Source organism: Sphingobium estronivorans, assembly GCF_008692605.1.
GTDB lineage: Bacteria > Pseudomonadota > Alphaproteobacteria > Sphingomonadales > Sphingomonadaceae > Sphingobium > Sphingobium estronivorans.
In genome coordinates this window covers 196,685-218,750 of sequence record NZ_LFCT01000004.1, presented here as the reverse complement: position 1 = coordinate 218,750, position 22,066 = coordinate 196,685, and the positions used below count along the sequence as shown (strand labels likewise).

Here is a 22,066-nt window from a genome sequence, read left to right as displayed (position 1 = left end):
AACCGCACTGGAGCCACCCCGCATAACCCGCTATCCCCTGCCCCATGCCTCAGAATCATCTCTACCTTGTCGACGGCAGCGGCTATATCTTCCGCGCCTATCACCAGCTTCCGCCGCTCACCAACAAACATGGCCAGCCGGTCGGCGCGGTCTATGGCTACACCACCATGCTCTGGAAGCTGGCTGACGAGTTGGGCAAAGCCGAGGGCCCGACCCATCTCGCCGTGGTGCTGGACAAGGGCAGCCACACCTTCCGCAACGACATGTACGACCAGTATAAGGCGAACCGCCCGCCCGCGCCGGAGGATCTGGTCCCGCAATTCCCGATGATCCGCGACGCCACCCGCGCCTTCTCCCTCCCCTGCATCGAGGAAGCGGGCTTCGAGGCCGACGACATCATCGCCAGCTACACCAAGGCCGCCGTCGCGGCGGGCTGGCACGTCACCATCGTCAGTTCCGACAAGGATCTGATGCAGCTCATCCAGCCCGGCGTCGACATGTACGACACGATGAAGAATGAGCGGCGCGGCGCGGACTATGTCATGACCAAGTTCGGCGTCCTCCCCGAACAATTGGGCGACGTCCTCGCGCTGATGGGCGACAGCGTCGACAATGTGCCCGGCATCCCCGGCATCGGTCCCAAGACCGCCGCCAAGCTCATCACCGAATATGGCACGCTGGAAGCCGCGCTCGAGGCCGCGCCGTCGATGAAGAAATCGAAGATGCAGGAAAATCTCATCGCCCATGCCGACATGGCGCGCCTCTCGCGCCGCCTCGTCGCGCTGCATGACGCGATGGACCTGCCCGAACCCCTGGATGACCTGACGCTAAAGGGCATCCCGCCCGAACCGCTGCAAGCTTTCCTCGCCCATCATGGCTTCAAATCGCTGCTTGCCCGCGCGGGCGCGCCCGCTGCTGCCGTGGCCGTCGCGACCGCAGCCGCCGCCGTCAGCACCGCCACGCCCCCCGCGGCCCCGGTCCATGAGGAAGAACCGCCCATCGACCGCAGCCTCTACGAAACGGTGGTGACGGAGGAAGCGCTCGACCGCTGGATCGCCGCCGCCCATGCGGAAGGGCTGGTTGCGGTCGATACCGAAACCGACATGCTGGACTGCGTATCCTGCGCGCTGGTTGGCGTCAGCCTCGCCGTCGGCCCCAACGCCGCCTGCTACATCCCCGTCGGCCATGGCGGAAAGGACATGTTCGCGGAGAAGCCCGACCAGCTTTCGCTCGCCCTTGTTCTCGCCAGGCTGAAGCCGCTGCTGGAGGATGACAGCGTCCTCAAGATCGGCCAGAACCTCAAATATGACCTGACGGTTATGCGTCGGCACGGTATCGAGATCACGCCCTATGACGACACCATCGTCATGAGCTTCGACCTCGACGCGGGCCAGAGCCTTGCGGGCCACGGCATGGACGAGGCAGCCAAGACCCACCTCAACCACATCTGCATCAGCTTCAAGGACGTCTGCGGCACCGGCAAGAACCAGATCAGCTTCGCCGAAGTCCCACTCGACAAGGCGACCGAATATGCCGCCGAGGATGCGGACGTCACGCTACGCCTGTGGAAGCTGTTCAAGACCCGCGTGGCGAACGAAGGCGCCAGCCGCGTCTACGAACTGGTCGACCGCCCGCTGGTCGGCGTCATCGCGAAGATGGAGCATGAAGGGATCAAGGTCGACCGCGAAGCCCTCTCCCGCCTCTCCGCCGAGTTCACGGCGGGGATCGCCGCGCTGGAAACCGAAATCCATGGCTTGGCGGGCCAGCCCTTCGCCATCGGATCGACCCAGCAGCTGGGCGCCATCCTGTTCGACAAAATGGGGTATAAAGGCGGCAAGAAGGGCAAGTCCGGCGCCTATTCCACCGATGTGACCATCCTCGAACAATTGAAGGCCCAAGGCGCGGAAATCGCCGGAAAGATACTCGACTGGCGCCAACTGTCGAAGCTCAAATCCACCTATACCGACGCGCTCCAGGCCCAGATCAACAAGGACACGAGCCGCGTCCACACCAGCTACAGCCTGTCCGGCGCGCAGACCGGCCGCCTGTCTTCGACCGACCCCAATCTCCAGAACATCCCGATCCGCACCGAAGTCGGCCGCCAGATCCGCCACGCCTTCGTGGCCGAGCCAGGCAATGTCATCCTGGCGGCGGACTATAGCCAGATCGAACTGCGCCTCGCCGCGCATATGGCCGACGTCCCCGCGCTCAAGGAAGCCTTTGCAAACGGCGAGGACATTCACGCCGCCACCGCACAGCAATTGTTCGGGGAGGTCAATCGCGACACCCGCGGCCGCGCCAAGACGATCAACTTCGCCATCCTCTACGGCATCAGCCGCTGGGGCCTTGCCGGACGGCTGGAGATCAGCGCCGACGAAGCGCAGGATATGATCAGCCGCTATTATGAACGCTTCCCCGGCATCAGCCTCTACATCACCGACACCATCGAAAAGGCGCGCTCCAGGGGCTACACTGAAACCCTTTTCGGCCGAAAGACATGGTTCCCGCGCATCAAGGCATCGGTCCAGCACGAACGGCAGGGCGCCGAACGCGCCGCGATCAACGCCCCGATCCAGGGCACCAGCGCCGACATCATCAAGCGCGCCATGGCCCGCATGGGACCCGCGCTCGCCGCCGAAGGGCTGCACGGCGTCAAGATGCTGCTGCAAGTGCATGACGAACTGGTGTTCGAACTGCCCGAAGGCGATGTCGAACAAGCCAGCGCCGTCATCCGCCGCGTCATGGAAAGCGCCGCCGAACCGATCGTGAAATTGAGCGTCCCGCTGGGCGTCGAAATCGGCCATGGCCCAAGCTGGGGGGCGGCGCACTGAGTTGCATTCCGTCATCCCGGCCAAAACCGGGATGGCGGTATTTTACGTCCGCGCGTAGCGATCCTCATAACGGACGATATCGTCTTCCCCGAGATAGGTGCCCGTCTGCACTTCGATCAGGACCATTGGAATCCGCCCCGGATTCTCCATCCGGTGCTTCGCGCCGGCGGGCACATAAACCGACTGGTTCTCGTTCAGCAGCATCACCTCGTCACCGACGGTGACCTTGGCCGTCCCTTCGACGACGATCCAATGTTCTGACCGATGGAAATGGCTCTGGAGGCTGAGTGACTGCCCCGGCTGCACCATGATCCGCTTCACCTGGAAGCGCTCGGCCGTCAGCAGCCTTTCCCCCCAGCCCCAGGGCCGGTGATCCTTGGGAAAATTCTCCGCCTGCACCGCGCCCTTGGCCTTCAGTGCCTCGACCGCCAGCTTCACATCCTGCGAGCGTGACTTATCCGCGATCAGCACGGCGTCGTTCATCGCCACGGCGATGATATTGTCCAGCCCAATGCCGACCAGTTCCATCCCATCGCTGTCCGATCGCAGCAGCGTGTCCCGGCAATCGATTGCCGTCGCGCCGCCGCTGACCGTCACCCCTTCCGCGTCCGGCCCGGCATGGCTCCACACCGCGTCCCAGCCGCCCAGATCGGACCAGCCAGATTCATAGGGCACCACCGAAAGATTCTCGGCCCGCTCCATGATCGCATAGTCGATGGAAATATCCTGCGCCTGCCCCCACGGCTCCGCCGCGAGCCGCAAAAAGCCCAGATCGGCCTCGGCCTGCTCGACCGCGGCACCGACAGTCGACAGCAATTCCGGCGCATGCCGTTCGAATGCCGCGATCAGATCCTTGGCGGCGAACAGGAAAATTCCCGCATTCCAGAGATGATCCCCACTGGTCAGCATCTCCGCCGCGCGCTCCGCATCGGGTTTCTCGACAAAGCGTGCCAGCTTGATCGGCGCGCCCGACCCATCGGGCCTGGCGACGACCTGCAAATAGCCATAGCCCGTCTCCGGCCGTGTCGGCTGGATACCGAACGTCACCAGGTCCCCCGCCCGCGCGGCGCCCAGTCCACGGCCCACGGCCGCCCGAAACGCCTCCACATCCGGCACCACCTGATCGGAAGGCGCGACCAGCATCACGGCCTCGGGATCGCCCGCCACCAGATGCAATGCGGCCGCCAAGATCGCGGGCGCCGTGTTCCGCACGGAAGGTTCGATCATGATCGCCTCCGCGTCCACGCCCTCCTCGGCCAATTGCTCGGCCACGATGAAGCGAAATGCCGCATTGGTCAGCACCACCGGCCGCCCGAAGGCAAAGCCCTCACCCACGCCCGACAAACGCTGCGCCACCGAACGGAACAGCGTCTGTTCGCCCAGCAAGGGCACGAACTGTTTGGGATAGGATTTGCGCGACAGCGGCCAGAGCCGCGTTCCCGATCCCCCCGCCAAAATCACCGGCGTCACTTTCGCGTTCAAATCCGACATGCAACCCACTTAGCAATGAAAGGCAAACCGATCCCAAGGGACCGTGACGGCCTCTCATATCGTCATTTGATGAAAGCACCTACCGCGCAGGCATAAAAAAAGCGACCCACGCCGGGGCCGCTTTTCCTCAGTCGAACAGCTCTTCCAGAAAGCTCTTCTTGCGCTTTTTCTGATGATATCGTCCGTCGTCCCGATAGTCCCGGTCCGGCCGATAGCTGACCTGCGGAGCGGGCGCCGGGCCGGAGGATCGTTCGATGATCTTGTCCAACTCGCCCCGGTCCAGCCATACGCCCCGGCATTGCGGACAATAGTCGATCTCGACCCCCTGACGGTCCGTCATGGAGAGGCCCACATGACAGACCGGGCAAAGCATCGCGGAAACCGCCGCCTGATCCCGCATCGGTTACTCCCTCTCGCCGGTCAGGTTCAGCAGCATCTGGAACAGGTTGACGAAGTTCAGGTACAGCGACAGCGCACCCATGACCTGCATCTTCTCCGCGACCTCATGACCGGCATAGGCGAAATATTCCGACTTGATGCGCTGCACGTCCCAGGCGGTCAGGCCGGTGAAGACCAGCACGCCGATGATCGAGATCACCATCGCCATGGCCGACGAGCCGATGAAGATGTTGATGAGGCTCGCGACCAGGATGCCGATCAGGCCCATCACCAGGAAAGACCCGAATTTCGACAGGTCACGCCCGGTCGTATAGCCCCACAGAGCCATGGCCAGGAACATCACCGCTGCGGAAAAGAATGCCTGCGCGATCGACCCGCCGGTGAAGACCAGGAAGATGCTGGCCAACGACACGCCCATCACCGCCGCAAAGGCGTAGAAGGCCATGCGCGCGCCCGCCGTCGTCATCTTTTCGATGCGGAAGCTGAAGAAGAACACAAAGGCCAGCGGCGCAAAGATCGCCACCCATTTGAGCGGCGTGCCGAAGATCGCGGCGGCCAGCACCGGCGTGTTGCCGACAAATGCCGCCACCAGGCCGGTGATGACCAGGCCAAGGCCCATATTGCGGAAAACGCCCAGCATGTGCGCGCGCAGCCCGGCGTCGGTCTGCGCCGTCTGGCTCGCACCATAGCCCGGCATACGAACGGGATTGTTCACGGCGTCATTACTCCATCCAAAATCACTGACGGATCGAGTGGCCCGGCGCGGTCATCATGAGGTTTAAAGGGGGGGACAAACACTCAAGAACCTGCACCGAGCACACTCGATGCGGTCCGACATCACGGCAAGGATCATGTCACACCATCCTTGCCGCCAGAGGGGCCCGGCCCGCACAAGCAATATCGGCGGACCAACGCCCAAGTGCAAGGGACAGAGCCGTCAGCAACAATTTGTTACAATCGCGCAGGACGGTTGACGCCTTCGCCCAACCGCCGCATGGCATCCCCATGAGCGACCAGTTCACCCCCGCCCAGCAGCATGCCGATGCGCCCTTGCGCCTGTTCAACAGCCTCACCCGCACGGTCGAGCCGTTCACGGCCATCGAACCCGATCATGCGCGCGTCTACAGCTGCGGCCCGACGGTCTATAACTACGCCCATCTCGGCAATCTGCGCGCCTATGTCTTCACCGACACTCTGCGCCGCACGCTGCTGTGGAAGGGCCTTGCCGTCACCCACATCATCAACATCACCGATGTCGGCCATCTGACCAGCGACGCCGACGCCGGCGACGACAAGATGGAGGCCGCCGCCCGCGCCCAGGCGAAAAGCATCTGGGACATCGCGGCCCATTATACCCAGGCGTTCAAGCAGAATATCGCGGACCTCAACATCCTCGCGCCGAGCGAATGGACGGTCGCCACCGACTATGTGCCGCAGATGATCGCCTTTGCCGAGAAGATCGCGCCCGCTCATTGCTACGAACTGGAAACCGGTCTCTATTTCGACAGCAGCAGCGTGCCGGACTATGGCGCGCTGGCGGGCGGCCACGATGACGCCGCTCATGCGCGCATCGATCCGGTCGCGGGCAAGCGCAACCCGTCCGACTTCGCCATCTGGCGCAAGTCCCCTCCCGGCGAGCAACGCCAGATGGAATGGGATTCGCCCTGGGGCAAGGGCGCGCCGGGCTGGCACCTGGAATGCTCGGTGATGAGCGAGGCGCGCCTCGGCCACCCCTTCGACATCCACACCGGCGGCATCGACCATCGCGAAATCCACCACCCGAACGAGATCGCGCAGAATCAGGCCTATTGCGGCTGCCATGACGCGCAGCCTGGCTTCACTGGCGCGCAATGGTGGATGCACAACAATTTCCTGGTCGACCGGCAGGGCAAGATGAGCAAATCGAAGGGCGGCTTCACCACCCTGTTCTCGCTGATCGACGCGGGCGTGCATCCGCTGGCCTATCGGCTGCTGTGCCTGGGCGCCCATTATCGCAGCGAACTGGAGTTCAGCGCGGACAGCGTCGCCGCCGCCCTCACCCGTTTGAAGCGCCTCGTCATGGGCGTGGAAAATCTCAAGTCCCGTGCGGAAGGCGTCACCTGGCAATCGCCGCGCCTGGAGTATCTCCGCGCCAATCTGCACCCCAGGCTTGCGCCCCTGCTCGAACAGTTCGATGCCGCGATCAGCGACGACCTGATGACCCCACGCGCCCTTCCGCTGCTGGAAGAGACGATTGCGATGAAGAAGGTGCCGGTGGACGAAAAGCTCTGCCTGCTCGCCGCGTTCGATCAAGCGCTGGGCCTCAACCTGCTGACGATCAGCCGCGCCGACCTGCGCGTTCAGCCCAAAGAGGCGGCAATCACGCCGGACGAAATCGAAGCCGAACTCGACCGCCGCCAGACCGCCCGCGCCGAAAAGGACTTCGCGCTGTCCGACGACATTCGGGACGCCCTGATCGCTCGTGGCGTGGAGGTGATGGACGGCGATCCGCTCCGCTGGGACTGGCGTTTGAACCTGAGCTGAATCCGCCGCGGGGGCAGCTTTTCGCTACGCTGGAAAAATTCCGCGAACTAAGGCAAAGTGTGCGCGGGACAGGTCCGCCCGTTTGGACAGACCGTCCTGAAACGGGCAGATTCCGCACATGCTCAAATATGCAATCGCGGCGATATTCGCGCTCGGCGGCCTGACGGCCTTTCCCGTTGCCGCGCCTGCTCAGACCTATATGTTTGAAACCGGCACGACTCTGCTGGCAAAATGCCGGAACAAGGCGCCCGAATATGCGCTGGCCTGCACCGCCTATATCGTCGGCGCGGTGGACGGCATCAAGAAGGACGTCTTCATCGGCCGCGCCAAGCCCAATTGCTGGCCCGCGCAACTCGACGCCGACAAGGTCCGCGACGTCGTCGTCGCCTATCTGGTCCGCTACCCCGACCAGCGCAAGGCGCCCGCCTCCGTCCTGGTCAGCGTCGCGCTGAACGAACAATATCCTTGCGAAAAATAACGCCGATCGGGCCGATCGAAACCGTGCATTAGGCAAATCCCGCCCCCGACCGCTATAAACTTGCGCCGCCCCCTGCAACAGCGTAGGTGCGGCCCCTATTTTAGACTTTTTAGGAGATTCAAAGTGGCGGCGAAGTGGACGCCGGAAAGCTGGCGGGAGCATAAGGGCATTCAGATGCCCGTCTATCGGGATGCCCAGGCGCTTGGCGCGGTGGAGGCACAGCTCAGCCAGTTTCCCCCGCTCGTCTTTGCCGGCGAAGCGCGCAATCTGAAGCACGATCTTGCCAAGGTCACCGCCGGGGAGGCTTTCCTGCTGCAAGGCGGCGATTGCGCCGAAAGCTTCGCGGAGTTCCATCCGAACAATATCCGCGACACCTTCCGCGTGCTGCTCCAGATGGCGGTGGTGCTGACCTTCGCGTCGAAGCTGCCGGTGGTGAAGGTCGGCCGCATGGCGGGTCAGTTCGCCAAGCCGCGTTCGGCCGATACCGAGACGATCGGCGGCGTGGAATTGCCCAGCTATCGCGGCGACAATGTCAACGACATCGCCTTCACGCCCGAAGCCCGCGAACCCGACGCCCAGCGCATGGTCCGCGCCTACAACCAGTCGGCGGCGACGCTCAATCTGGTGCGCGCCTTCTCGACCGGCGGCTATGCCAGCCTGGATCGCGTCCATGGCTGGATGCTGGATTTCATGGGCCGCTCGCCCTGGGCCGCGAAGTTCGAGGCGATGGCGGACCAGATCGGCCAGGCGCTGGACTTCATGCGCGCCTGCGGCCTGTCGCCGGACACCGTGCCACAGCTGGGCGGAACCAGCTTCTACACCAGCCATGAGGCGCTGCTGCTCCCCTATGAGCAGGCGCTGACCCGGCAGGATTCGCTGACCGGCGACTGGTACGACACCTCCGCGCACATGCTCTGGATCGGCGACCGCACGCGGTTCGAAGGGTCTGCGCATGTCGAATATCTGCGCGGCATCGGCAATCCGATCGGCATGAAGTGCGGCCCCAGCCTGGAGCCGGACGCCCTCATCCGCCTGCTGGACATCCTGAACCCGTCGCGGGAAGCCGGGCGCATCACGCTCATCACCCGCTACGGCCATGACAAGATCGAGGCGGGCCTGCCCAAGCTGGTCCGCGCCGTGATGCGCGAAGGCCATCCGGTGGTCTGGTCCTGCGACCCGATGCACGGCAATGTCATCAAGGCGGCCAATGGCTACAAGACCCGTCCCTTCGACCGCATTCTGGCCGAAGTGCGTGGCTTCTTCGCGGTCCACCGCGCCGAAGGCAGTTTCGGCGGCGGCATCCATGCCGAAATGACCGGCCAGAATGTGACGGAGTGCACTGGCGGCGCCATCGCCATCACCGATGAAGGTCTGGCGGATCGCTACCACACCCATTGCGACCCGCGCCTCAATGCGGCGCAGAGCCTCGAACTGGCCTTCCTGCTCGCGGAAATGCTGAACGAGGAACTGAAGGAACGCCGCGCCGCGGCCTGATCCTTCGACGCGAAGCCTAGCAGAAATCCCGCCACGACCGGCTCGTGGCGGGATTTTTTATGGGCACCCCGCGACCATCGTCACACCGATGTAACAGTGCCGTGATTGGGCGCTTGCTTTCGCAGGCGCACAAGATAGCCTCCGTTCATGGCAAAGGAACCGGCATTGGCGAGCATCGCCGTTTACAGCCTCAAGGGGGGCGTGGGCAAAACCACCTTCGCGATCAACCTCGCCTGGGCGTCCGCCAGCATTTCGAAGCGCCGCACCCTGCTCTGGGATCTCGATCCGCAGGCGGCGGCAAGTTGGCTGATCTCCACCGACACGGAAAGCCGCGATGCCGCGCAGGCGATCTTCAGCAAGGATGTCGAGGTCCGCAAGCTGATCCAGCCTTCGACGGTGGCGGGGCTGGACCTGATCGCCGCCGACACATCGCTGCGCAGCCTCGACCATCTGTTCCGCGAGATGGACAAGAAAAAACGCCTCGCCAAGCTGATCGAAAGTCTGGGGAAGGATTATGATCGCATCATCCTCGACTGCCCGCCCGGGCTCACCGAAACCAGCGAACAGGTGCTGCGCGCGGCGGACATGATCGTCATCCCGGTCATCCCCTCCCCTCTCGCCCAGCGCGCCATGGGCGAGGTGGCCCGCTATCTGGTGCAGCGCGGCGGCAGCCACCCGCCGATCATGCCGGTCTATTCCATGGTCGACCGCCGCCGCGCCCTGCACCGCGCCGCGCTGGAGGGCCAGCCCGACTGGCCCGCCATTCCCATGGCCAGCGCCGTCGAGCAAATGGCCGTCCGTCGCAAGCCGCTGGGCAGCTTCGCGGCGACTTCGCCCCCGGCGCAGGCCTTTTCCGGCCTCTGGACCTCCATCGAGCGGCAGGTACAGGCGCGAGCTTAGGCCCGCGCGCGCACCTGATCCGCCGGAAACAACGCCGCCGCCTCCGCCGCGGGCATGGGCCGCCCGAAATAATAGCCCTGCACCTTGCGGCACCCAAGCTCGCGCACCATCGCCAGTTCCACCTCGGTTTCCACTCCTTCGGCGGTGGTCGCCATGCCCAGGCTCTCCGCCAGCGTCACCACGGCGCGGATGATCGCCAGGCTCTCCGGCTTCCGGTTCGCGGCGCCGACCACGAAACTGCGGTCGATCTTGATCGTGTCGAACCGCGTGCGACTGAGATAGCCGAGCGAGGAATAGCCCGTCCCGAAATCGTCGAGCGACAATTGAATGCCCAGCGCGCGCAACTGGTCGAGGACCTTCAGCGCCCCGGTATCGGCGTTGATGAACGCGCTTTCGGTGACTTCCAGTTCCAGCCGTCCGGCTTCCAGCCCACTTTGCGCCAGCGCGGACACCACGGCGCTGACGAAGCTTGGATGCGTCAGCTGCTCCGCCGACACATTGACCGCGATCCGCACCGGCGCGGGCCAGCGCACCGCCTCCATGCAGGCGGTGCGCAACACCCATTCCCCGATCGGCCCGATCAACCGCGCCTCTTCGGCCACGGGCACGAATTTGGCGGGCGGGATCGGCCCCATGTCCGGATGCGTCCAGCGCGCCAGTGCCTCGAACCCGACGACACGACCTTCCTCAGCCTCGACCACCGGCTGGAACAGCACATGAAGCTGGTCCTTCTCCAGCGCATCGCGCAGCGCCAGCTCCAATTGCCGCCGCTCCTCCGCCCGGGCGTGAAGCTGCGGTTCATAGGCGCAATGCAGCCCGCCCCCTTCGCTCTTCGCGCGATAGAGCGCGAGGTCGGCACTGCGGATCAGCGCCTCGGCTTCCTTGCCATCCTGCGGCGACAGCGCCGATCCGACCGACGCCCCGACATAGAGCAGATGCTCATCCACCTGATAAGGCGCGGAAAGGCCGCTGATGATCGCCGCGGCCAGCGTGTCGATGCCGCGATTGGCCGCGACTTGCGGGATCACCACGGCGAATTCGTCGCCGCCGATACGCCCGCAAAATTCGCTATCCGAAAATATATGCCGCAGCCGCCGCGCCACCTGCGTCAACAGCATGTCGCCGACCTGATGGCCCAGCGTGTCATTGATCCCCTTGAACCGATCCAGGTCGATCATCAGGAAAGCACAGCCCGCCGCCCCGCCGCGCGCCATCGCCATGGATTGGTCCAGCACCTCATGGAGATGCGCCCGGTTGGGCAGGCCCGTCAGCGGATCGAACCGCGCCAGTTGCGCGATGCGGTCGGCCGATTCGCGTTGTTGGGTAATGTCCGACCCCACGCCGCGAAAACCCAGAAAGGCGCCGGCCTCGTCATAACGGGGCGACGCCGACAATTCCCACCACCGCACCCCATCCGGCACCTCGACCGGCAGGACGATGGCGCTGAAACTCTCCCGCTGCTTCAGATGACCGGCCAGCGCATGCAATTCGGCCGGGAACAGCCCGCTGTCCCAGGCGCTGCCAGCCAACAGCTGCACCAGCGGCACGCCCTCGACTGCGGCGGGGCTTCGCCCCAGCATCTCCGCCATGCGCGGCGACACGCCGTTCAGCCGCCGCGCGGGATCGGTCTGCCACAGCCAGTCCGATGCGCCATGCTCATATTCACGCAGCAGCAGGCTCACGACCTCGCTCTTTTCCTCCAGTTGCACGCTGGCGCTATGCTGGCGGGCAAAGGTCCGCGCATAGATGAAGCAGCCAACCAGCAAGGACAGCGCATAGCTGGTGGCAAGCGCCAGCAGCGGCAGTTCGTCAGGCTCGTCGAACATGAAGGTCAGCCCGGCGATGCACGGCGCCAGGAACCCCGCCGCCGCCAGCGGCGTCGCCGCATAGCTGATCGCCCCGCACACCATGATGCAGCTGATCAGCGTCCAATAGGCCACCAGTTGTGCGGCCCCATGATCCAGGGACAGCAGCATCATGCAGCACGCCCAGACCAGTCCATGCAGCAGCCCGGCAAAGCCATGGATACGCAGGTCCGCCACCGTCACGGCCGCCGCGGCGCGGCGGCGGCGATCCAGCAAGACACCGGCCAGCATCGCTGCCACCAGCCCGACGCTCCACAGCGCCAGCCGGACCGCGTCGCCGTGCGGGCCGAAAACCTGCCACAGGAAGATGAGGCCGAAGACGTTCATCGCCTGCCGCAACAGCGCGACCTCATCGGCCGACCGCAATTGCGCGGCCAGGACACGCTCCGCCGCATCGCCGGACAGGGCGGCAAACCCCATCATCGCCCGCAGCGGCAGGCGTTCCTGGGATATTTGATCAGAGGATGGACTTTGCCCGCGTCTCACCCGTCCGGGCTTAACAGCAAGCGGTTATCAATCCGTAACCCTGGCGCGACCTATTTCAGGCCGCGATGTCATAGGGCCGGATTTCTCCCGTCAGATAGAGGTTGCGCGCCTTCGACCGGCTGAGCTTGCCCGAACTGGTGCGCGGCAGGGTGCGCGGCGGCACCAGTTCCACGACGCAGTTCATGCCGGTGATGGCCCGCACCCGCTCGCGAATCTGGTCGCGCAGGCGCGTGCGCTCATCATTGTCGGAGGTCCGGCAATGCACCAGCACGGCGGGCGCTTCCTCCCCGCCCGGCGTGGTGATGGCGAAGGCGGCGATGTCGCCCTGCTTGAAACCGGGCAGCTGTTCCACCGCCCATTCGATGTCCTGCGGCCAGTGGTTCTTGCCGTTGATGATGATCATGTCCTTGGCGCGGCCGACAATGTAGAGATAGCCGTCGCTCAGATACCCCATGTCGCCGGTGTCCAGCCAGCCATCGACCATGCAGGCGTCGGTCGCCTCCTGATCGCGGAAATAGCCGACCATCAGGCTCGGCCCGGTGGTCCACACCTTGCCGATCTGGCGCTCGTTCAGCACGCCGCCATCCTCGTCGCGGATTTCCACGACCATGTCGCGCGCGGGCTTGCCGCAATTGACGATGGAGCGGAAACGCTGCGGACGGCCCTCGGTCGCGTCGCCGCCCGACAGGTCGGTTTCCTCGACCAGTTCGACGATGATGCCCTCGCCCGGCGGCATGATGGTGACGGCCAGCGTCGCCTCGGCCAGGCCATAGCTCGGCAGGAAGGCCCTGGGGCTGAACCCCGCATCGCCAAAGGCATCGACGAAGCTCTGCATCACGTCGGGGCGGATCATGTCCGCGCCATTGCCCGCGAGCCGCCAACGGGAAAGATCGAACCGGTCCTGCGCCTTCGTCTGGCTCGACATGCGGCGGGCGCAAATGTCATAGCCGAAGGTCGGCGAATAGCTGATCGACGTGCCCTCATTGCGGCTGATCAGGTCCAGCCATGCCAGCGGGCGGCGGGCGAAATCCTCGGTCTTCATATAATCGGTCGACACCTGATTGGCGACGACCGACAGGAAGCAGCCGACCAGTCCCATGTCATGATACCAGGGCAGCCAGCTGATGCAGCGGTCACTGTCCCGCAATTCCATGCCATGGCTGTGCGCGGCGAGATTGCTCAGCAGCGCATGATGCGTCACCGCGACGCCATGGGGGAAGCGGGTCGAACCGCTCGAATATTGCAGATAGGCGATTTCCTCGCCCCTGGCCTGCGGCAGATCGCAGGAAATTGCCTCGCGGGCGATGAAATCCTCGAACGCGATGCTCTCGACAGCCTTTTGACGGCCGGATTCGCCCGCCATCTCTTCCAGTTCCTTGGGGAAGAGGAACAGCATCGGGTCGCAGCTATCCAGCTGGACGTTCAACTGATCGATATAGCTTTCCTTGCCGCCGAAGCTGGTCGGCAGCGGCAGCGGCACCGGCCAGGCGCCGGCATAGACGATGCCGAAGAAGAGCATCGCGAAATCCGCGCCCGTCTCCGCCACCAGCGCTACGCGGTCCTTCGGCTTCACCCCGTGGGCGATCAGCCGGTGAGCGCAGGCCAGGGCGTCGGCGCGCAGTTCGCTGAACGGATAGGGCCGCGCGAGATTCCCGCGCGCATCGTGGAAATTCAGGCCACGCCGCCCGGTCGCAGCATAGTCCAGCGCTTCGCCCAGCGTCTCGAAATCCGAGAAGCGGCGGGGAAGATCGTCGGTAGTCGGCGTCGGTGCCATCATGCTTTGCGAACCCGTCATATTGGTGTCACCCAATGTCTTAATTGTCATCATCATCGTCATATCCGGGCGCGCCGCTAACAGCTTTCACGCGACTTTGCACCGGATAGTTGCATTCCAGCTTGGGCTTTTACTCCACAAGGGGCGGTAAAATTCCGGCTCGACTGTGGCATAATCAAGGCGCAGCAGGCATGAAGCAGGACATGACCGGCAAACGCATCCCCCCTCCGCTGGATGAAGAGGCTCTGCGCGAGCTGGCGCTGCGCTATGTCGGCCGTTTCGCGACCAGCCGGGCAAAGCTGCTCGCTTATCTCAATCGCAAGATCAAGGAACGCGGCTGGGGCGGCGAGGCTCCCGCCGATCCGCAAGCGCTGGTCGATCGCCTGAGCGAACTGCGTTATGTCGACGATGCGGGCTATGCGACGATGAAAAGCGCCTCGCTCGCCCGCCGCGGCTATGGCGCGCGCCGCGTCGCGGAGAGCCTGCGCGCCGACGGCATCACCGAAACGGATCGTGAGGAAGCCGATGCCCACACCGCATCCGAAAGCTGGCAGGCGGCCGAACGCTTCGCCCGCCGCAAACGCCTTGGCCCCTATGCGCAGACGCCGCCCGATCCCAAGCAGCGTGAAAAAGCCATCGCCGCCTTCCTGCGCGCGGGGCACAGCTATGCCACCGCCCGCCGCTGGATCGACGCCGCGCCGGGCGAAATGCCCGAACCCCAGGACTGATTCCCCGCATCGCAAGTGGTATGGCGCCACCCCCTTCCAATAGGCTAACCCTTTCCCATGCAGCGCCTCTCCCTCCTCCCGCTCCTGGCCCTGACCGCCATCCTGACCGGCTGCTTCCAGCACGCGCCCGGCGCCGAAAACAGCGCCTCCCCGACGGCCGCGCAACGCCCTCTTCTCCTCCCCCTCACCATCCGCACCCGGGCTGCCACCCACCGCTTCTCCGTCGAGGTTGCCCGCACCGAGCAAGAGCAGGAACAGGGCCTCATGTTCCGCAAGTCGCTCGCCCCCGATTCCGGCATGCTGTTCCCGATGGACCCGCCGCGCACGGCCAGTTTCTGGATGAAGAACACGCTGATCCCGCTCGACATGCTGTTCATCCATACCGACGGCAGCATCGCCTTCCTGAAGGCGAACGCCGTCCCCTATTCCCGCGAGCCCGTTTCGGCGGGCGTGCCCGTCGCCGCCGTCCTCGAACTGGCGGGGGGTCGTGCCGCCCAACTCGGCATCAGGGAGGGGGATCGCGTCGCCTGGGGCAAATGCACTGCCGGCGAAACAGCGAAAGCCCCTGGCGACCCCCTCGATTTCTGCCCCGATTAGACCGCCCGACGCATACAAGCGCTTGCCAAGCGCCAGCCCCAGCGGCTAAGCGCTTGGGCCATGGGACTCCTTGGCAAGATCTTCACCTGGTGGGATGGCGCGACCATCGGCACCTCGCTCTACACCTCTCGCAAGGGCAGCAAGGTCGGTGAAGACCATCAGGGCAATGTCTATTATGAAGGCGGCAAGGACGTGAACGGCCTGACCCGCCGCTGGGTCATCTATAACGGCCCCAATGATGCGAGCCGCGTGCCCGCCGAATGGCATGGCTGGCTGCATCATTCGATCGAGGGCGCGCCGGAAAGCTTCCTGCCGCCGCCGCGCATCTGGGAAAAGGACTTCACCCCCAACGCCACCGGCACGGTCCAGGCCTATCGTCCCTCGGGCGCGCTCGAAAAGGGCGGCCAGCGCCAGAAGGCGACCGGCGATTATGAAGCGTGGAGCCCCGAGGCGTCATGATTCCGCGTCCGGCGGGACGTTTCCTGCCGATTCTCGGCTGCACCCTGCTGCTGGCCGGTTGCGGGGGCGACGACATGCCCACCGCGAACCGGTCCGGCCCCGTCCGCATCGAAGGGCAGAAGATCCGCAGCGGCGATGCCGGCGCGCTGTCCGGCACGCCGATGAACGAACGGGTCGCCGTGATCGGCCTGCTCAACAAGCGCAACGGCATCACCACCGACCTTAAGATGAAGCCGGGCGAAGCGTTGCGCGTGGGCGATGCCATCGTCCGCCTCCAGGCCTGCGAAACCACCGCGCCCTGGGAAAATGTGCAGGAAACCGGGGCCTTCGTGCAACTGGACGTGCGCAGCACCGCCGACAATAAATGGCGTCGCAATTTTTCCGGCTGGCTGTTCAAGGATCGGCCCGACCGCAATGTGGTGCAGCACCCGATCTATGACGTCTGGGTGAGAAGCTGCACGATGTCCTGGCCTGAAACCGGACCCGATACGGTAAAGCTCGGCGACAAGGGAGACGTTCCCGCCGTCAAGGCATCGCCGGCCAGCGGCGAAAATGCCCGCTCCGCCCAGACCCCGGAACCGGCCGCGAGCACACCGCGCCCGGCGCCCAGTTCCACGCCGTCGAGCGCGCCCGCCAACGACTGAAGATAGTCGCGCTGGCTGATCTCGATCGCGCCGAGCGACCGCAGATGTTCGGTCATGAACTGGCAGTCCAGCAGGGTGAAGCCGCCAAAGCGCATCCGGGCCGTCAGCCAGGCCAGCGCCACCTTCGACGCGTCGGTCCGGCGCGACACCATGCTTTCGCCGAAAAAGGCCCGGCCCAGCGCCACGCCATACAGCCCGCCGACCAGTTCCTCATCCTCCCACACCTCGACGCTATGGGCGAAACCGATCTCATGCAGGTGGCGATAGGCCCGTTCGATGGGATGATTGATCCAGGTCGATGGCCGGTCGTCCGCCGCCTCCGCGCAAAGCCGGACGATGCCGGCAAAGTCGCGATTGGCGGTCACGCGAAACCGATCCCGCCTGATCGTCTTGGCCAGCGAATGGGAGATGTGGAAGCCGTCGAGCGGCATGATCGCCCGCCGCTTCGGCTCGATCCAATAAACGTCCTCCGCCTCGCGATCGTCGGACATGGGAAACACGCCGATAGCGTAAGCTTGCAACAGCACCAGCGGATCAATGGTCATCAAGAGAAAGACTTAACCGTTCAGCGCCCGGCGCGCCAGAGGCTCTGTACATGGCGGCCCCTTGCCCGCCTCCGCCGGGGGGAGCCCGCTCTCTCCCGTCCGCAGATCAGGGGTATCTGTGCGTCCAATCGGCGGGATAAGGCGCCTGCCACCGCGATTTGGGCGCCCAGGCGGTGCCGCGCGGCGCAAATCCCTCCTCGACCGTGCCCACGCGCGCCATGGCATCCTTGACCGCAGCATCGCGGCAACTCGGCACGGGCGGAGCGGAGCTGTCGGATTCACCCATCTTTTCACACAGATAGCGCGCGGTCAGGGCCACGCGATGGCGCAATTCGGCCTTGCCGCCCGCCGTGCTCAGATCGAGATCCGCGTAGCTGACCGCCTGCGACAGCGACTGGACATTATCCGGAACCCGGCCATAGCGGCCCATGACGATAATTTCCTCATCGCTCTGCGCGAAAGCAGGCGTGATCGTGGCAAGCATCAGCCCGGCTATGGCTAGGCCAGGGCCTGATATCATCGACAGTTTCATCGGACATCCTCCTTATTTTCATGGAGACGGCCGCGCCGTTTCGTATCGCGTCAACGCGGCCCGACAACCCAACGAGAAGCCATGAGCTTCGTTCCTTGCCGGATGCAAAGCAAAAAGGGCGGAACCTTGCGGCTCCGCCCTTTTTGCTTTTTCCACCTGACGGCGCGTCTTAGTAAACGCGCGCCTTCGGTTTGATATATTCCGCCTCGTCGGTGAGCGTGTAATCATGCACCGGACGGTAATCGAGCGACACCTTGCCGCCCTTGCCGCCCCAGCCCTCGAACCAGCTGACGGTGTGCTTCATCCAGTTCTCGTCGTCGCGGTTCGGGAAGTCCTCATGCGCATGGGCGCCACGGCTTTCCTTGCGATTTTCCGCGCTGACCATGGTGCATACCGCCTGCGACATCAGATTGTCCAGTTCCAGCGTCTCGATGAGGTCGGTGTTCCAGATCAGCGAGCGATCCGACACGCCGACATCCTGCATCCGCGCATTCACCTCGGTCATCTTGGCGACGCCCTCGGCCAGCAGCGCGCTGTCGCGGAACACGGCCGCATGCTTCTGCATGGTGTGCTGCATTTCGAGGCGAATCTTCGCCGTCGCGGAGCCGCCCTTGGCATTGCGGTAGTGATCGAGGCGCGAGAGCGCCAGATCCGCCGCATCCGCCGGAAGCGGACGATGCGAGCCGTTCGGCTTGATCGTTTCCTTGAGGTGCAGGCCGGTCGCGCGGCCGAACACGACAAGGTCGATCAGCGAGTTGGAACCCAGGCGGTTCGCGCCATGGACCGACACGCAGGCCGCTTCGCCGACCGCATAGAGGCCCGGCACCACGACTTCGGGATCGTCGCCGACCTTGGTCACCACCTGGCCATGATAGTTACAGGGGATGCCGCCCATATTATAGTGGACGGTCGGCGTCACCGGCAGCGGCTGGCGGGTGAGATCGACGCCCGCGAAGATCTTGCCGCTTTCGGTGATGCCCGGCAGACGCTCCGCCAGCACCTTGGGATCGATATGGTCGAGGTGCAGGTAGATATGGTCCTTGTTCGGGCCCACGCCGCGCCCTTCGCGCATTTCCATCGCCATCGAACGCGACACGACGTCACGCGACGCCAGATCCTTGGCCGAGGGGGCATAGCGTTCCATGAAACGCTCGCCCTCGGAGTTGGTGAGGTAGCCGCCCTCGCCGCGCGCGCCCTCGGTGATGAGCACGCCCGCGCCGTAAATGCCGGTCGGGTGGAACTGCACGAACTCCAGATCCTGGAGCGGAAGCCCTGCGCGCAGCACCATGCCGCCGCCGTCGCCGGTGCAGCTATGCGCCGAGGTGGCGGAGAAATAGGCGCGGCCATAGCCGCCCGTCGCCAGCACGACCGCCTTCGAACGGAAGCGATGGATCGAGCCATCCTCCATGCAGATGGCGATGACGCCGCGGCATTCCTTGCCGTTCGGGCCGTCTTCCATGATCAGGTCGATGGCGAAATATTCGATGTAGAAGTCGGCGTCATACTTCAGGCTCTGCTGATACAGAGCGTGCAGCATGGCATGGCCGGTACGGTCGGCGGCGGCGCAGGTGCGCTGCACCGGCGGGCCGGCACCCATATTCTGCATGTGGCCGCCGAACGGACGCTGGTAGATCGTCCCATTCTCGTTACGGCTGAACGGCACGCCGGCATGTTCCAGCTCGATCACGGCCGCGGGCGCCTCGCGCACCATATATTCGATGGCGTCCTGATCCCCCAGCCAGTCCGACCCCTTGACGGTGTCGTACATGTGCCAGGTCCAGTGGTCGGGCGAATTGTTGCCCAGCGAAGCCGCGATGCCGCCCTGCGCCGCGACCGTGTGGCTGCGGGTCGGGAACAGCTTGGTGATGCAGGCGGTCTTGAGGCCCGCTTCCGCGCTGCCCATGGTCGCGCGCAGGCCGGAGCCGCCCGCACCCACCACGACGGTGTCGTAGGTGTGATCGATGATCTTATAGGCTTCGCTCATTATTTGACGATCCCCGTGAAGGCGATCTTGGCGATCGCGAAGACGCCCGCGGCCGCGCCGCCAAAGGCATAGAAGTTCAGCAGCAGCATGGAAAGGAAGGCCAGACCCTTGTCATGGACATAATCCTCCAGCATCACCTGCATGCCGAGGCGCAGGTGCATGAAGATGCTGACGACCATCAGCATCAGCGGCACGGCGACCAGCGGATTGTGGATCCAGTGCACGACGCTCTGATAATCGAGGCCGGGCAGCGCGATCAGGCTGAACAGCAGCCACAGCACCAGCAGCAGGTTGCCGATGGCGGTGTAACGCTGCGCCAGCCAGTGATGCGCGCCATGCCTGGCTGAGCCAAGACCACGGACGCGGCCGATTCCGGTTCCCGTTCCCATCAGAATTTCCCCGTGCAGATGGCGGCCCAGAAGGCCAGCGTGGCAAGCGTCGACAGGACGAAGGTCAGCAACGACCACATCTTGTTGTTCTTGAGTTCATAGCCCGCGCCCATGTCGAGCACGAAGTGGCGCAGCCCGGAAAACAGATGCTGGAAGAAGAACCAGCTCAGTCCCGCCATCACCAGATAGCCGATGGGCGACGTCGCGCACGCCACGAAAGTCGCATAGGCCTCCGGCCCGGAAGCGGCGGCCAGCAGCCACCAGACCAGACCCAGTGCGCCGGCGGTGGCCAGACCGTTGCCGGTCACGCGGTGCATGATGGAAACGGCCATTGCCGGTCCCCATTTCCAGATCGTCAAATGCGGCGAGAGCGGCCGGCTCGTGGTTCGCGCCATATCTACCTACGTCCCTGATGTTTGTCCCTCGAGTCCCGTCCCCTTAGGAGCGAACGCGCAAGAGGGCAAGCCGCCTCGCCCCGGCGACGGAACGATGCTTGCAAACGCGCCTGCGTCGATCCGGTGCCGACTAAGAAGTGATTAACCAAATGGCGTTATCACCCGCCCGGACAAAGAGACAAAATTTGGGGTTCTGCCGAACATGCCTTCAGACGCCATGACCAAGAACAGCATTCTTGCGATGATGAAGGAGGTCGACCCGCATGGGGAACTGGCGCCCGGCATGCGGGAGATTCGCGACCTGGTGGGCGAACATGCGACCGGGGCAGCCCGCACCTTCTACGATTCCTATATCGAGCAGAGCGGCCTCCAGGCGAAGCTCGGCCTTGCCACGCTCGCCAAGATCGAAACCGAAGCGCATGAATATGTGCGTCAGAAACTCGGCTTTTTCGAAGCGGGCGAATGGGCGCTGTCTTCGGTCGCCTGCGTCCGTCACGCGCGCAAGCACGACGCGCCGTTGCGCGCGGTGTTGAGGCCGGTTGCGGCGGCCAATGAAAAGCTGATTGACCTCATCTGGCAGCGGAGCGACGTCGACGAAGCGATCCGCCGCCGCCTCATCCATGTCGTGATGCGGGTCAGCATGATCGATTCGGGGCTGATGACCAATGCCATCGCGCTCGACGAAGCCGCGGCCCAGCGGGAAGAACGCCAGCGCTTCGGCACCATGTTCGAACAGCGGATCGTGGGTGAGATCGACGGCGCATCGCAACTGGGCGAATCGCTGCGCGAACAGGCGAAGGACGCCTCCGCCGCCACCCGCGGCATGCTGGGCAAGGCGTCGGAAGTCGCCGCCGCCGCCGAACAGTCCGCTCTGGCGATGCGCGAAGCCGCCCGCACCTCGGCCGGCCTGATCCGCGCCATCGAGGATGCCCGCACCGAAGTGGAAGGCGCCGCCGACGTCGCCCAGCGCGCCGCGCGGCAGTCGGGCGATGCCGTCGCCATGTCCACGACCCTTTCGGAACATGCCAAATCCATCGAATCGATCCTGGGCCTGATCCGCGACATTGCGGGCCAGACCAACCTGCTCGCGCTCAACGCCACGATCGAGGCCGCCCGCGCGGGCGACGCCGGACGGGGCTTCGCGGTCGTCGCGCAGGAGGTGAAGAGCCTCGCCAACCAGACGGCCCGCGCCACCGACGAGATCGCGGGCAAGATCGCCGACATTCAGGCATCCACCCGCCTTTCGGTCGAAACCAATGAGCGCATTCGCGACACGGTGGGCGAAGTTCAGGCGAGCGCCGAACGCATCCGCCACGCCATGGACGCGCAGGCGCAGACAGTGACGATGATCACGGCGGCGGTGGACGAAACCGCGCTCGCCGCCGACTCCATGTCCTCGACGATCAGCGCGATCCGACAGGATACCGAAGTGGTGGCGTCGGAAATCGACCAGCTCGAACGCGGCTTCATGAGCGTGGAAGGCAAGCTCTCCAGCCTGCGGGCGGCTTCGTCGGACTTCGGCAAGCAGGTCGCCTGACGGGCCGAAGGGGAC

The 22,066-nt window shown here is 64.7% G+C and carries 19 protein-coding genes and 1 pseudogene; 10 read left to right on the top strand and 10 right to left on the bottom strand.

Annotated elements, in window-relative coordinates; all coding sequences use genetic code 11:
• Positions 1-44 precede the first annotated feature (44 nt).
• Positions 45-2,831 carry a DNA polymerase I gene (gene polA, locus F7P65_RS05100; protein ID WP_150290667.1) on the top strand — a complete coding sequence of 929 codons (2,787 nt, stop codon included), beginning with the start codon at positions 45-47 and terminating at the stop codon, positions 2,829-2,831.
• Between the two features lie 42 nt (positions 2,832-2,873).
• Here the strand turns inward: polA and F7P65_RS05095 are convergent, their stop codons facing one another.
• From F7P65_RS05095 to F7P65_RS05085, 3 genes are all read right to left on the bottom strand, one after another.
• On the bottom strand, positions 2,874-4,322 hold the full coding sequence (locus F7P65_RS05095; protein ID WP_150290666.1) for a mannose-1-phosphate guanylyltransferase/mannose-6-phosphate isomerase: 1,449 nt from the start codon (positions 4,320-4,322) through the stop codon (positions 2,874-2,876).
• Positions 4,323-4,449: 127 nt separating this feature from the next.
• Positions 4,450-4,722: a TFIIB-type zinc ribbon-containing protein gene (locus tag F7P65_RS05090; protein WP_150290665.1), complete on the bottom strand. Its 273-nt coding sequence runs from the start codon at positions 4,720-4,722 to the stop codon at positions 4,450-4,452.
• 3 nt (positions 4,723-4,725) lie between these two features.
• On the bottom strand, positions 4,726-5,418 hold the full coding sequence (locus F7P65_RS05085; RefSeq protein WP_162854538.1) for a Bax inhibitor-1/YccA family protein: 693 nt from the start codon (positions 5,416-5,418) through the stop codon (positions 4,726-4,728).
• 308 nt (positions 5,419-5,726) lie between these two features.
• Between F7P65_RS05085 and cysS the strand changes: the two genes are divergently transcribed.
• From cysS to F7P65_RS05065, 4 genes are all read left to right on the top strand, one after another.
• The gene (gene cysS / locus F7P65_RS05080; protein WP_150290663.1) at positions 5,727-7,244 is read left to right on the top strand and encodes a cysteine--tRNA ligase; all 1,518 of its coding nucleotides are present in this window, start codon (positions 5,727-5,729) and stop codon (positions 7,242-7,244) included.
• Between the two features lie 118 nt (positions 7,245-7,362).
• Positions 7,363-7,722: a Rap1a/Tai family immunity protein gene (locus tag F7P65_RS05075; RefSeq protein ID WP_240334208.1), complete on the top strand. Its 360-nt coding sequence runs from the start codon at positions 7,363-7,365 to the stop codon at positions 7,720-7,722.
• Positions 7,723-7,845: 123 nt separating this feature from the next.
• A complete protein-coding gene (locus F7P65_RS05070; RefSeq protein ID WP_150290662.1) occupies positions 7,846-9,216 on the top strand; it encodes a class II 3-deoxy-7-phosphoheptulonate synthase in 1,371 nt (456 codons plus the stop codon).
• A gap of 147 nt (positions 9,217-9,363) precedes the next feature.
• Complete coding sequence (locus F7P65_RS05065; RefSeq protein WP_150290661.1) at positions 9,364-10,116, top strand: ParA family protein; 753 nt, start codon at positions 9,364-9,366, stop codon at positions 10,114-10,116.
• On the opposite strand, the gene F7P65_RS05060 is transcribed toward F7P65_RS05065, so the two are convergent.
• Together F7P65_RS05060 and F7P65_RS05055 are read right to left on the bottom strand one after the other, a co-directional pair.
• The gene (locus F7P65_RS05060; RefSeq protein ID WP_150290660.1) at positions 10,113-12,404 is read right to left on the bottom strand and encodes a putative bifunctional diguanylate cyclase/phosphodiesterase; all 2,292 of its coding nucleotides are present in this window, start codon (positions 12,402-12,404) and stop codon (positions 10,113-10,115) included. The two genes, F7P65_RS05065 and F7P65_RS05060, sit on opposite strands and share 4 nt — an antisense overlap.
• A 118-nt stretch (positions 12,405-12,522) precedes the next feature.
• Positions 12,523-14,244, bottom strand: a complete 1,722-nt coding sequence (locus tag F7P65_RS05055; protein ID WP_150290691.1) for a fatty acyl-AMP ligase — start codon at positions 14,242-14,244, stop codon at positions 12,523-12,525.
• A gap of 200 nt (positions 14,245-14,444) precedes the next feature.
• On the opposite strand from F7P65_RS05055, the gene F7P65_RS05050 reads away from it, so the two are divergent.
• From F7P65_RS05050 to F7P65_RS22560, 4 genes and pseudogenes are all read left to right on the top strand, one after another.
• The gene (locus tag F7P65_RS05050; RefSeq protein WP_150290690.1) at positions 14,445-14,969 is read left to right on the top strand and encodes a regulatory protein RecX; all 525 of its coding nucleotides are present in this window, start codon (positions 14,445-14,447) and stop codon (positions 14,967-14,969) included.
• Between the two features lie 57 nt (positions 14,970-15,026).
• Positions 15,027-15,566 (top strand): DUF192 domain-containing protein, encoded by a 540-nt coding sequence (locus F7P65_RS05045; protein ID WP_150290659.1) that lies wholly within the window; start codon positions 15,027-15,029, stop codon positions 15,564-15,566.
• 60 nt (positions 15,567-15,626) lie between these two features.
• Positions 15,627-16,025 carry an NADH:ubiquinone oxidoreductase subunit NDUFA12 gene (locus tag F7P65_RS05040; RefSeq protein WP_150290658.1) on the top strand — a complete coding sequence of 133 codons (399 nt, stop codon included), beginning with the start codon at positions 15,627-15,629 and terminating at the stop codon, positions 16,023-16,025.
• A pseudogene (locus tag F7P65_RS22560) lies at positions 16,022-16,423 on the top strand (DUF2155 domain-containing protein); the annotation flags it as partial. The gene F7P65_RS05040 and the pseudogene F7P65_RS22560, both read left to right, overlap by 4 nt.
• Before the next feature lie 35 nt (positions 16,424-16,458).
• Here the strand turns inward: F7P65_RS22560 and aat are convergent.
• The 5 genes from aat to sdhC form a co-directional block, all read right to left on the bottom strand.
• A complete protein-coding gene (gene aat, locus F7P65_RS22295; protein WP_150290657.1) occupies positions 16,459-17,214 on the bottom strand; it encodes a leucyl/phenylalanyl-tRNA--protein transferase in 756 nt (251 codons plus the stop codon).
• 106 nt (positions 17,215-17,320) lie between these two features.
• On the bottom strand, positions 17,321-17,746 hold the full coding sequence (locus tag F7P65_RS05025) for a UrcA family protein (RefSeq protein WP_150290656.1): 426 nt from the start codon (positions 17,744-17,746) through the stop codon (positions 17,321-17,323).
• A gap of 169 nt (positions 17,747-17,915) precedes the next feature.
• Positions 17,916-19,730, bottom strand: a complete 1,815-nt coding sequence (sdhA, locus tag F7P65_RS05020; RefSeq protein WP_150290655.1) for a succinate dehydrogenase flavoprotein subunit — start codon at positions 19,728-19,730, stop codon at positions 17,916-17,918.
• Positions 19,730-20,119, bottom strand: coding sequence for a succinate dehydrogenase, hydrophobic membrane anchor protein (gene sdhD, locus F7P65_RS05015; RefSeq protein WP_150290654.1), 390 nt, complete (start codon positions 20,117-20,119; stop codon positions 19,730-19,732). The genes sdhA and sdhD overlap by 1 nt, the downstream gene beginning before the upstream one ends.
• Positions 20,119-20,514 (bottom strand): succinate dehydrogenase, cytochrome b556 subunit, encoded by a 396-nt coding sequence (gene sdhC / locus F7P65_RS05010; RefSeq protein WP_150290653.1) that lies wholly within the window; start codon positions 20,512-20,514, stop codon positions 20,119-20,121. The genes sdhD and sdhC overlap by 1 nt, the downstream gene beginning before the upstream one ends.
• Before the next feature lie 202 nt (positions 20,515-20,716).
• Here sdhC and F7P65_RS05005 point away from each other — a divergent pair, with 202 nt between their 5' ends.
• Positions 20,717-22,051 (top strand): methyl-accepting chemotaxis protein, encoded by a 1,335-nt coding sequence (locus F7P65_RS05005; protein ID WP_420853304.1) that lies wholly within the window; start codon positions 20,717-20,719, stop codon positions 22,049-22,051.
• Positions 22,052-22,066 lie beyond the last annotated feature (15 nt).